The organism is [Limnothrix rosea] IAM M-220, assembly GCF_001904615.1.
GTDB lineage: Bacteria > Cyanobacteriota > Cyanobacteriia > Cyanobacteriales > MRBY01 > MRBY01.
This window is the reverse complement of sequence record NZ_MRBY01000004.1, coordinates 49,156-60,979: the sequence shown is the minus strand read 5'-3', so window position 1 is coordinate 60,979 and position 11,824 is coordinate 49,156. Positions and strand designations below refer to the sequence as shown.

Below are 11,824 nucleotides of genomic sequence, written 5' to 3'. Positions count from 1 at the left end.
TCAGGGGTGGGTGGGATTTTGTGAAATGAATGGGTGAATGTTTGCGGCTGCTTTATCTAAAAATCATCGACGATTTCGCTAGGGCATTAGCTGTTCTTTCGACATATCCTTGGGTAGTACTTTAGACGTAACTAAGTTATTGCTGGGCGTTTCGATGGCTGACTGAACAAAGGGCATTAGCATGGCGGCAATTAATAAAAATACACCGCCACAAACCACCGCGAGTAAACGGTTTTCGTGTAAAAGATGCTCCATAATCCAGCCAAATCCGAGGGAAATACCAATTTCGGGCAGCACAATAAAAAAGTTAAAAATACCTTGATAAATACCCCGCCGTTGGGTCGGTAGAGCGTAGGTCAAAATGGCGTAGGGAATCGACTGGGCACTCGCCCAAGTTAGGCCAAATCCCGCCATCGAGACGAGTAGGAGCAAAGGATTATGGATGAAAAGTAGCGCAATTAAACTAATGCCACCACACAGCAAACAAATAATGTGAATAAGTTTGCGCCCAAAGCGACGGGTCAGCCACGGCAAAACAAAGGAAAAGGGAATACACACCGCGTTAAACATGGCGAAACATAGCCCTGCCCACTCGATGCCTTCGTTATATAAGGCCGAATCGATATCCACCGCCCCAAAAATATTGCGGGCGATCGCCGGGGGAAAGTAAATGAAAAAGCAAAAAATACCGAGCCATGTGAACATTTGCACCCACGCCAACTGCTTCATGGTTGGGGGCATTTCGCCGAGCACTTGCCATGTTTCTTCGAGGCTATGGAGAATACCGCCGCGCTCTGCTTGCAATTTACCGAATTTTTCGAGATCCGCAGGCGGCGATTCAGGGGTCGTCACGACCGTCCAAATGATAGTTCCGAGGAATAAAGCAGCACCGAGATAAAAAGACAATTCGACGGTGAGGGGAATTTGTCGTGTGGCATTGGTCGAAGGATCAATCCCGACAAGGTGGTTTAGCAACCAAGGCATCACTGACGCGGCGATCGCCCCCAGACCCACCATGACGCTCTGCATGGCAAAGCCTTGGGTACGCTGTTTTTTCGGCAAAAGATCACCCACAAAAGCTCGAAAGGGAACCATGCTGACATTGGCGCTGGTATCGAGAATCCACAATAATCCTGCCGCCATCCACAAACTCGAACAGCGAGGCATCAGCACCAACGCAATAGATGCGGCGATCGCCCCACCGAGGAGATAGGGTCGTCTGCGACCAAAAATCCCCCACGTATGATCACTCAAATTGCCAATAATGGGTTGAACAATTAACCCCGTCAAAGGCGCAGCCAGCCAGAGGATCGGAATACTGTGGGCACTCGCCCCAAGATGCTCAAAAATAGAGCTCATATTTGCCATTTGGAGACCCCAGCCAAACTGAATCCCCAGAAAGCCAATACTCATATTCCAGAGCTGGAAAGCAGAAAATCTCTCCTGATCAGCAACTGACTTTTGATCTAGATCCTGTTGAGAGGTTTGAGCTTCCCGAATTAAACCCATATAAAAAATGCTCCTGATTTCAATGCAGACTTTGCCAACGCCATCACCAACCCATTGGCCAACTTGCCTGTCCTGCCGTTTCTATTCTAATCAGCTCACCAAAACAGTCCAATATAGCCCCAAAACCACCATTCGCTTTGACCCTCCGGCGATAATCTTCTCCCTGCTTTTTTGCCCTTCTTTTCTCAAACTCACTCTCCGCAACCTTTTTCCCACTTGTCACCCCCTAGAGAAAGCACCATAACCGAACTCAGGTTAGGAGTAGATCTTTCAGCTTTTTTGGGTGTTTATTTTTCCCTGCCAATGGTGCTCACTTCCCTCTAATTTTGACTACCAGCGAGGCGATCGCCCAATTGAGCCGACATAAAAATCGAACACTGGAGCCAAACCCCAAAAATGACTATTTATAGCATTAATGACTTTGCCAATTAAACTTGATTTTTATCAAAAAAAAAGCCATTAACCGATCTTTAAATTGTCAATTCTTTACCCTCTTTTACAAAAATACAAACCAATAAACCTTGACTTTTCAACAAAAAAAGACACACTCTGCCCCCCTCAGAAACCCATTGCAGCAGAAGTTGTAAAGCATTGAATACCAAAGCTTACAAGGCTTTTCTCAAAATTATTTCAGCCCCTATTTTCACCATCCCCAAAGCTGACCCCCACAGCAGATACCGCCACTGGTTCCGCCTGAAATTTAAACATATATGAATGATCACATTGCCCATATTGAATAGTGGGACTACTCTGGATAGAAATTAAATAGGAAAGCTTCTCAATAACATTGCGCTTCCACTAGGCGACTTTTTTTTATCCAAACAAAACTGTCCCGTTTTCACCACATCCACCTAACGATGGCAAGACAAACAGACAACGAGTCTAAATCTCGGAGTCTAAATCTCGGAGTCTAAATCTCGTACATAGAGAAGGAAATGACATGGTTCAGATCAATACAAATAAAGACAACTCCCAAAAACACGAGCGATCTTTGATGGCTCTCGCTAATGCCCCCATGGGCGATCGCCTCTGGATTGCCGGCTACGAAAACAAAGACGGCATCAATCGCCTAGTGGGAATGGGCCTAGCCCCCGGCATGGCTATCAATATCATTCAAAACCTAGCCGGCAACCTCCTCATCGCAGTAGGAGAGACCCGCATCGGCATTGACGCAACCATGGCGAAGCAAATCTTAGTCTCAGACCGTCCCTTCGATTATTTAGTAGAGATCAAAGAAATCAAAGACATGGAAAATGCTGTCATCACCCTAAAAGACCTCCAAGTAGACCAACAAGCAAAAGTCATCCGCTACCAAATGAGTAGTGAAGCTGACAAAAAAGCCTACAAGAAAAAACTCCTCGCCATGGGTCTAACACCAGGCACAGAATTCACCGTAACCCGCATTGCCCCGTTCGGTGATCCCGTCGAAATCAAAGTTAGAGGCTTCAAATTGAGCCTACGCAAAGGAGAAGCCGAAGCACTAGTCGTCGAGCAGTTGTAAAAACCACAACAATATTCCCTCCCCATCGACCATTAACCGCTATCAAGAATGATCAACCAGTAAACCCATGAGAAAGCAGAAAATCGCCCTAATTGGCAACCCGAACAGTGGCAAAACCACACTCTTCAACGATTTAACCGGAGCCAACCAACGCACAGGCAACTGGCCCGGAGTCACCGTAGATCGCAAAGAAGGTAAATATATCTATGACGACATTGAAGTCACCGTCGTGGATCTACCGGGCGTATATTCCCTCGACGCAGAAGACGATAACACAGGGCTCGATGAATTAATTGCGCGGGATTATCTGCTCACAGGAGAAGCCGATTTAGTCATCAATATCGTTGATGCCTCCAACCTAGAGCGGAACTTCTACCTCACGACCCAGATCATAGAAATGCACCTCCCCATGGTGACCGTATTAAACATGATGGACGTAGCAAAGGAACAGGGATTAGAAATTAACACGAAAGAACTGTCCCAAAGACTCGGTTGTTTTGTCATTCCCATCAGTGCCTTTTTAGGGGAAGGCATTACCCTACTCCGGAGCAAGATTAATGAGCTCATTAAAAATCCGGGGAATTTACCAACAGTTGTTGCCTACCCAGCCGTCATCGAAGACAGCATCCATTTAATTGAACCCCTAATCGAAGAGAAAGGGCGCAATAAGAAAATTTCTACCCGTTGGTTTGCCCTGAAACTACTGGAATATGAGGACAGTGTCGCTCCAGAGGTCAGGGGAAAAAAGGTGGATGAAATTGTGATTAAAAATCGTCGCAAAATCCATCAACTGTTAAACGAAGATATCGATATTATCGTGGCGGACAGTCGCTATGGGTTTATCCGTAGCCTGATGAAAAGTGCGGTTAAACAGACTCGCACCATCAGCAGCACCACCTCGGACAAGATCGATCAAATTGTGCTCAATCGTTGGATTGGGATGCCTTTATTTTTGGTGGTGATGTACTTAATGTTCTTCGTTGCTATTAATATTGGGGGCGCGTTTATTGATTTCTTTGATATTTCTGTGGGCACGGTGTTTGTGGATGCTCCCCAAGCTTGGTTGGAGTCGATTAGTGCTCCCGGCTGGTTGATTGGATTTGTTACGGCGATTGGTGGTGGTGTGCAAACGGTGGCGACGTTTATTCCCCAAATCGGCTTGTTGTTTGTGATTCTCTCCATTCTTGAAGACTCTGGCTATATGGCAAGGGCGGCTTTTGTGATGGATAAGTTGATGCGTGTTGTGGGGCTACCGGGTAAGTCTTTTGTGCCGATGTTGGTGGGTTTTGGTTGTAATGTGCCGGCAATTATGGCGACGAGAACTTTGGAAAATAAGCGCGATCGCCTGATGACGATCATGATGAATCCCTTTATGTCTTGTGGGGCGAGATTACCGGTTTACGCGCTATTTGCCGCCGCCTTTTTCCCACAAAATGGACAAAATCTTGTTTTTGGACTGTATCTCATTGGCATTGGCGCGGCGATCTTCACGGGGATCGTGATGAAAAATACGATCATGGAAGGGGAGGCCTCTCCCTTTGTGATGGAATTACCGCCCTATCACATCCCTCGGTTCAAAGGCATCATGATTCGGGCTGGGGACAGACTGAAAAGTTTTATGGTGCGAGCTGGGAAAGTGATCGTCTTGATGGTGATGATTTTGAGCTTGTTAAATTCTGTGGGTACGGATGGTTCTTTTGGTGCTCAGGACAGTAAGGGATCGATCTTGTCTGCCACTAGCCGAGCGGTAACGCCTTTGTTCGCACCGATGGGCATTGAACGGGACAATTGGCCAGCGACTGTCGGCATTTTTACTGGTGTCTTTGCGAAGGAAGCGATGGTGGGTTCCCTTGATTCTCTCTATGGTCAATTGGCGATCGAGGAGGAATCTGAGGCAGTTGAGGAGGAGTCAAGCTTCGATTTTGGGGGCGGCATTGGTGAGGCTTTTGCGACGATTCCGGCGAATTTTGCTGATTTGGGGAATCAAATGCTCGATCCCCTCGGTTTAAGTGTTGGTGAGGTGACGGATCAGGCTATGGCGGCGGATGAACAGGAGGTTGCTACGGGTACTTTTGGTCAAATGTCCCAAAGATTTAAGAACCCGACGGCTGCTTTTGCTTACTTATTGTTTGTGTTGATGTATTTCCCTTGTGTTGCGGCGACTGGTGCGGTTTACCGTGAGACAAATTTGGGGTGGACGCTCTTGGTGGCTGGCTGGACGACGGGTTTGGGTTATTGGGTTGCGGTGATGTTTTATCAGATTGCGACTTTCTCGCTGCATCCGGTGTCGTCGATGGCCTGGGTGATTGGTGGGGTGGGAGTGATGGCGGCGGCGATCGCCTCTTTCAAATTCCTTAAAGTCTCCAATAATCTTGGTAGCAACTTCGATTACAGTCAGTCCTCCTAAAAATGCCAGTACTTATCTCCCTAAATCTAGGTTCATCAAACTCATTTAGGGAGATGGCAAACCCCTCAAGTTAATCTAAATCGACCGTTTCAAGCATGAAAAAACTACGGACAAAATATAAAACCGACATCCTAAGCGAAGGCTGGCATTATTATTATGATCTTCCAAGAACTACAAAAATTCATCACTGATTATCATCGCGTTTCCCTAGCAGAATTAGAGCTCCATTTTCATATGAGTGAGGATGTGATCAGACAAATGCTCCACAAGTTGATGCGTAAGGGTCGAGTTTTAAAAGTACCAACTCCCGGTAAATGCCATGGTTGCACTGCTTGCAATCCTAAGGCGATCGAGTTCTATGAATGGATCGATCAACAGCCCAGAAGTTTTGCTTTTTCACAACAAAATAAGGCTCCCAAAAAGCGGGTTAAAACTCTCCGTAATCCAGAAAATAGTGACTGTCAATGCAATGTTGAGCTCAGGGGGTGACAAGGAGAGGTAAGAACGGTCTGGAGCTGGTATAGAGCCGTTGATTTTCTCTAAAAATAGAGACACTGGTGAGGCTTAGTGGCCATTGATCGAACGGCAAAGCCTGATAAAAGTGAATAGAGATGTGGGTCTTTATAACGGGCTAATCCAAGAGTAAAAAACTATAGCGAGCATAGGGTCTGCGCTGTTTCTGGAGCTAAGCGTACAAGGTATAGCCAAGGATTTTGTACTAATTTTGCTAGTCTTTGTTCTGGATGCAGCTTAAAGTCCCAAAGCCAATCGACAGAAGTTTTCCCATGGGCAGCGGAACCGTCAACGACTTTGTGTTGGGAGATATGGCGATTATGACAAACTTTAATGCTGATGGTATCCATGCTCATACCAGAATATTTGCAGATATTGGCTTTGATTTAAGTGAGCTTGCGGTGCTTTTTGGTAGGGCCACGCTTAAAAAAAAAGGGACTAACACACGACATTGTTAATCCCCCTACTCTGTACCGACCCCAACTTGTGTTTGTGACGATCGCCGACCTGAAAAGCCCGAAGCGCAAGGCGATCGCCAGCAACAAAACCTAGTGAAATCCCAATACTTTTATTGCAAATAATTATTAGTCTTGATCCGGTAATCCTAAGACTTTTTCAAACATAAAATAAACAAAATCGATTAGAAACATGTAGCGACTCCTTTAAATAAGACCCATGGGCACAAAGCAGTAGTCCTAGCCTTTCTCTCCTTGTAAAATATCTATCTCCTCGGGAAAACCATCGTCAGACTGGAACTCTAGGGTTTCTGAGCTCGTAATAGCATTGGGGCGATCGCCCAATAATCCTCCCGATATCCCCTCTTTTCTTGTCACATTCAAACAAGCAGCAATTGTGCTGACACCACAGGATCGAACAATTCTCATTTATCTATAATCTTTCTCAATTAAGGACAGTCAAATTGTATTCAAAGACTACCTCTCAAGTCAAGTTTATTGCGAATAAAAATCAATAACTAGCTTGTTAGAGTCCGTCATGGCGGTCTATGCAGTTCTATGAAGTTTTATATAGTCTGTTTAGGGGGTTGCAGTATGTCTCTGGGATCGCCACATTAACCACGCGAGACAGGAAAGCCCGATAATGCCACATAAACCACCGAGGGGATTGCCATCAACGCCTGTAATCCAAGGGGAAATATCATCATGATATTGAATCAAACCACCCACATTAAAAATGTAATAGCCCCACACTAGCCCTCCATGTAAGCCAATCGGTTTGCCTAATCGTCCTCGACAGCCCCGCTTTGCCCAGACAAGGGTCATGCCTAGTAAGGTTAATCCGGGCAGCACGGGTAATGTGCGAATCATTTCCATTAATGGTTTCAAAAAATGGGCGATCCCAAACAGTCCGCCACAGCTCCACAGAACAGTTGTGGGGTGGTAATCCCGTTCGAGCTCATCATAAATCCAGCCACGGAAGACTAATTCTTCGGCAAGGGCGACCCCCAAACCCGTGAGGGCTCCTTCTAGGGCAAAGCGAATAATTGTTGTAGAAGGCGGCAGGATGGTGAGTAAACCTAGTAAATGCTGAATAATCAATAGACCCCACGTGAAGCAAAATCCCCAAGCCAATCCTTGGAGCAGTTCGACACCATTAATTTTTTGCCAGACTAATCCATATTGCCCAAAAGGTTTGTCGAGACTATGCACTTGTTTCACCCATCGGGGTAAATAAAACAAAAAAATCACGAAGAGCAAACCCATGGTCACAATGGTCGTGAGGTTTTCGTCCTGCCGTAGCAAAAGGTAAAGGGGGGTAGCTAAAGGCAACCAAAGTACGGCTAATGATGCAAAAAATAAAAACAGCCGTAGCGGTGCTGGGGACTGCCGACAAAGTTGCCAAAATGGTTTCAAGGGGGTTTACGGGAATTCTTCAGTTTCTAATGTATCGGATTCTCAGGGGTTGAGAAGCGAGGCGGCGATCGCCTTTTCCCATGAAGACCAAGTTTACCTAAACCGGATTTATGTGTTCCAGTTTGAGATCGTAAAGATAGAGGGCGACAGGCCGATTGTTCGCCTTAAAAAATTGGGGATCATTGGGTGACAGATAGATGGCAGTAATTTGCGTCGCAGTAATTAGGCCAGAGTTTTGCAACCGATAGTCTGTGGTGGTTTCTACGGTATTGAGATAGGCATCGGGGATGCCTCGAAACTGCTGCTGGGTAATTTCGGTGCTTAAAAATTCAGTTTCCCTAGGTGTTTCGGTCGCCCTTGCCGTCACGGTTGAAATGAGGGCTTGTTCGCTGTTGAGGCGAGTGAGTTGGCGGTTGGGATTGGTGGGGTCAACTTTCACTGTGAGAAACCCCTGTTTACCGAGATAGGCTTTGGCAATTTCTGTGCCGTTAAATTCTCGGTTAGCGACAATGGGGCGATCGCCCCCCAACAGTTTCGGTAGTGAAAAGGCCGGTTGCTCAAAAAATTGCTGCGGCTCAAATTTAACCGTAAAAACAATTGGCTGATCCGTCAATTGACGATTTTGCTCAAAGCCCGGCGTGACAATATCTGGGGCTAGCGGCGCAATCTGTTCGCGGAGGATACTAGTAACCTGCCATGTTCCTCCCATCCAGCTGGGATAAACCAAATCCGTCGCGCCCTGAACCGTCTCAACCGAGGGAAAGCGTGACCAATTTGGATAGCTACTGATGCGCGCTTGCAAACCTTCCGCCCCGGCGATCGCCCCAAAACTGCACCAGAGGCAAAAGACAAGACTAACAAATCGGCAAAATTTAGATATTTTAGTCGCACTCAGCAGCATAAAAAACTAGGGTATCTTGTCAAACAGAAAAAAGTCTGGGGGGACTATGGCAAAGAATTTCAAGGACGCTTATTCCCGCTTATTCCCTATTAAATAAAATATCTATATATGCTCAAAGCTTGATCACGGGAGAATTTAAGCCGTTAACACTTTACCGAATTCCATCGGAGTAGATCTACACTCTCCAGTAGCAAAAAAACAACAAACATTCAAAATCCCAGACAAAATAATCGCCTCCTGATGAAAACAAGACCCTTGATATTTAATTTTCAGCTTAATTTTCAGCAGTTGGTTTAATGGCAACTACGGCATAAGCGCCAAGATTCAGATATTTGATTGTCGAAGCTTGAATCTCTGCTGCCGTAATTTGATGGATACGATCAACATAGTTCAGTGCAGGCTCTAAAGAACCGAATAAAGACTGGTAATAACCATAGAGATTTGTGCGATCGCCGGGACGTTCATTACCAAAGATAAAGCGATTAGCCACCTGAGTTTTGACCCGCTCAATTTCCTGCCCTAGAACCGATTCACGCTGAATCATTTGGATATGAGCCAAGATAGCCGCTTCGACGGCGGGGATATTTTCAGCCGGTAATTTAGCAGAAATATAAATAATGCCCTGATGTTTTTGGGTAAAGTTACTCACACTAATCTGCGAGACCAGACCCCGTTGTTCTCGCAAATCTCGGTAGAGACGCGACACTTTCCCCTGACCTAAAATCATGGCCAGCAGATCGAGGGCATAGGTTTCCTCTAGATCCTTTAATCCCGGCACACGCCACATCATCACTAAACGCGCTTGCTGGATACTACTATCTTCATAGTCACGGCGGACAATTTCATCAAAGGAGTCCTCCGACTCTAAAGCGGCAAAAGTCGGCACTTCAGCGGTCAGCGCTTGAGGTTGATATAGTTCTTCAAAGGCCTCTGCCACCAACTCAATCAGGCGATCGCTTTCCAAATTTCCAGCAACAGCGGCAGTCATGCGATGGGGCTGATACCAAAACCCATGGAAATCACGCATCTGCTGGGGCTTTAATCCCTCAATCACCGATGCGGGGCCAAGGACAGGTCTACGGTAAGGCAATTGTTCAAACCCTGTTTCAATGGCTCGGAAATAAGTGCGGCGGCGGGGATTATCTTCTGAGCGGCGAATTTCTTCTAGGACAACATGACGTTCTCGCTCAAAGGCATCGTCGGGAATGCTGGGATTTAGTAATACATCTAGCTGTAAGGGAGCAAGCTCGGCAAAATCCTTGGGGGCACAGGTAATGTAGTAGTGGGTATATTCTTGGCTGGTTGCTGCATTGGTAACTGCGCCCTTGGCTTCAATGCGCTGCTCAAATTCACCGCTGGCAATGCGGGGAGTCCCTTTAAAAATCATGTGCTCAAGAAAATGAGCCATGCCGTTAATACTGTCGGCTTCGACGGCAGAGCCAATATTCATCCAGACATTAAGGCTGACAGCATCGACTGGAACCTGTTCCGCAACCACGGTTAAGCCATTGGGTAATGTTTTGATAGTTGGGGTATTGAGGCGTGGCGGGGAGACTAGGATAGAGGTCATGTGAAGAGCAGGTCTGTCTTTGCGGCTGATGGTTTTAGGTCTATTTACTTTAGCGCAATGTTGATAATCGAGTTTTTGCGGGTTTTCTTTGGGTGATCATTGGCTTTGGGGGTAACTGCAGCGAAACCTAAACAAGTTATTTTTTCTACCAAAAAGTTTTAATTTAGATACTCGGTGGCATCATGGCGATCGCCTTTACTCAATACCAAGTTCGGGGCATTGCTGGGCGTTTTTTGTGGCTTTTTTACAGCAGATAGCTTTAATCAGAAAATCCCCAAGCATTGTTTTTTGCTTAATTTTGCGGGGCATGTTGGGCTTCAGTCTGGTGATTGGACTTGAGGTTTTACTCAAAAAACTCAGTTTCTTTGTACCGATTTTTTGCCCTGCTGACTAGGGACGTTATGGGGCGATCGCCCCCTGCATTACAGAAGGTATACCGTGGCTATGGCGACGCATTCAGCCAGTAAAATAGAGAAATATCTATACCCAACTTTATGACCAGCGATATTCCCCTCACTCCAACAATTCCCATCGCACCTGCCGATTTCAAATCAGGCTTTGTGGCCTTACTGGGTCGCCCAAATGTTGGGAAATCAACATTAATGAATCAATTAGTTGGCCAAAAAATTGCCATTACATCACCCGTTGCGCAAACCACTCGCAATCGCCTAAGGGGGATTTTTACCAATGAGCGATCGCAAATTATTTTTGTTGACACACCGGGTATCCACAAACCCCACCACGAACTGGGCAAAATCCTCGTAAAAAATGCCCGTAGCACCGTTGGAGCAGTAGATTTAGTCGTTTTTATCGTTGATGGATCTGTTCCCCTTGGCAAAGGAGACCGCTTTATCGCAGATTTTCTCACCAAGACCCAAGCTTCTGTGATCCTCGGCGTGAATAAAATTGACCAGCGCCCCGAGAATAAGCCCCATATCCTCCAGTCCTATCAAGATTTAGCCTCAGAGAATCATTGGCAACTACAGGAATTTTCCGCGCTTCAAGGCGATCGCCTCCATAGTCTAGAAAATGCCCTGATTTCGTCCCTAGAGCCAGGCCCCTACTACTATCCCCCAGATCTAGTGACCGACCAGCCGGAACGATTCATTATGGCAGAACTCATCCGCGAACAAATTTTGCTCCACACCCGCCAAGAAGTGCCCCACTCTGTGGCGATCGCCATTGAGCAAGTCAAAGAATCACCAGAAATCACAGAAGTTCGTGCCGCCATTAACGTAGAACGCTCCTCCCAAAAAGGCATCCTGATTGGCAAAAAAGGCTCAATGCTCAAAACCATTGGCACCGCCGCCCGCCAACAAATTCAAAAGCTAATTGCCGGAAAAGTTTACCTAGAATTATTCGTCAAAGTGCAACCAAAATGGCGTCAATCCCGTGCCAGTCTAGCTGAACTAGGCTATAGCCTAGACGAAAGCTAACTCGTTTTAATTTTCAATATATGGCCAATAAAAAAACCTCGCTCAGCAAGGTTCTTGGTCATTTATAAACTTTTTTTGTCGGAGGCAATACTCATCAACTCCAGCAGAGGCGATCG

General features: G+C 46.2%; 10 protein-coding genes and 1 pseudogene. 5 read left to right on the top strand and 6 right to left on the bottom strand.

Annotation, left to right across the window (positions count from 1 at the left end; all coding sequences use genetic code 11):
• Positions 1-78: 78 nt before the first annotated feature.
• Positions 79-1,509, bottom strand: a complete 1,431-nt coding sequence (locus NIES208_RS02870) for an MFS transporter (protein WP_075889521.1) — start codon at positions 1,507-1,509, stop codon at positions 79-81.
• A gap of 940 nt (positions 1,510-2,449) precedes the next feature.
• Between NIES208_RS02870 and NIES208_RS02860 the strand changes: the two genes are divergently transcribed.
• The 3 genes from NIES208_RS02860 (at position 2,450) to NIES208_RS02850 (ending at position 5,906) form a co-directional block, all read left to right on the top strand.
• Positions 2,450-3,010 carry a FeoA family protein gene (locus NIES208_RS02860; protein WP_225875233.1) on the top strand — a complete coding sequence of 187 codons (561 nt, stop codon included), beginning with the start codon at positions 2,450-2,452 and terminating at the stop codon, positions 3,008-3,010.
• Positions 3,011-3,077: 67 nt separating this feature from the next.
• On the top strand, positions 3,078-5,417 hold the full coding sequence (gene feoB, locus NIES208_RS02855; RefSeq protein WP_139324969.1) for a Fe(2+) transporter permease subunit FeoB: 2,340 nt from the start codon (positions 3,078-3,080) through the stop codon (positions 5,415-5,417).
• 156 nt (positions 5,418-5,573) lie between these two features.
• A complete protein-coding gene (locus NIES208_RS02850; RefSeq protein WP_075889517.1) occupies positions 5,574-5,906 on the top strand; it encodes a FeoC-like transcriptional regulator in 333 nt (110 codons plus the stop codon).
• 254 nt (positions 5,907-6,160) lie between these two features.
• Here the strand turns inward: NIES208_RS02850 and NIES208_RS19860 are convergent.
• Positions 6,161-6,280: pseudogene (locus NIES208_RS19860) on the bottom strand (transposase); the annotation flags it as partial.
• Between the two features lie 58 nt (positions 6,281-6,338).
• Between NIES208_RS19860 and NIES208_RS18820 the strand changes: the two are divergent.
• Positions 6,339-6,482 (top strand): hypothetical protein, encoded by a 144-nt coding sequence (locus NIES208_RS18820; RefSeq protein WP_171971702.1) that lies wholly within the window; start codon positions 6,339-6,341, stop codon positions 6,480-6,482.
• 143 nt (positions 6,483-6,625) lie between these two features.
• Here the strand turns inward: NIES208_RS18820 and NIES208_RS02840 are convergent, their stop codons facing one another.
• The 4 genes from NIES208_RS02840 to NIES208_RS02825 all read right to left on the bottom strand — a co-directional run bounded on the left by NIES208_RS02840 (position 6,626) and on the right by NIES208_RS02825 (position 10,272).
• Positions 6,626-6,814, bottom strand: a complete 189-nt coding sequence (locus NIES208_RS02840; protein WP_075889513.1) for a hypothetical protein — start codon at positions 6,812-6,814, stop codon at positions 6,626-6,628.
• A 150-nt stretch (positions 6,815-6,964) separates the two neighbouring features.
• Positions 6,965-7,801 carry a CPBP family intramembrane glutamic endopeptidase gene (locus tag NIES208_RS02835; RefSeq protein ID WP_075889511.1) on the bottom strand — a complete coding sequence of 279 codons (837 nt, stop codon included), beginning with the start codon at positions 7,799-7,801 and terminating at the stop codon, positions 6,965-6,967.
• A 97-nt stretch (positions 7,802-7,898) separates the two neighbouring features.
• Positions 7,899-8,702, bottom strand: coding sequence for a DUF6816 family protein (locus NIES208_RS02830; RefSeq protein ID WP_171971701.1), 804 nt, complete (start codon positions 8,700-8,702; stop codon positions 7,899-7,901).
• Between the two features lie 274 nt (positions 8,703-8,976).
• Entirely contained in the window at positions 8,977-10,272 is a 1,296-nt protein-coding gene (locus NIES208_RS02825) for a M16 family metallopeptidase (RefSeq protein ID WP_075889509.1), read from the bottom strand.
• A 494-nt stretch (positions 10,273-10,766) separates the two neighbouring features.
• Between NIES208_RS02825 and era the strand changes: the two genes are divergently transcribed.
• Entirely contained in the window at positions 10,767-11,708 is a 942-nt protein-coding gene (gene era / locus NIES208_RS02820; protein WP_075889507.1) for a GTPase Era, read from the top strand.
• Positions 11,709-11,824: the final 116 nt, after the last annotated feature.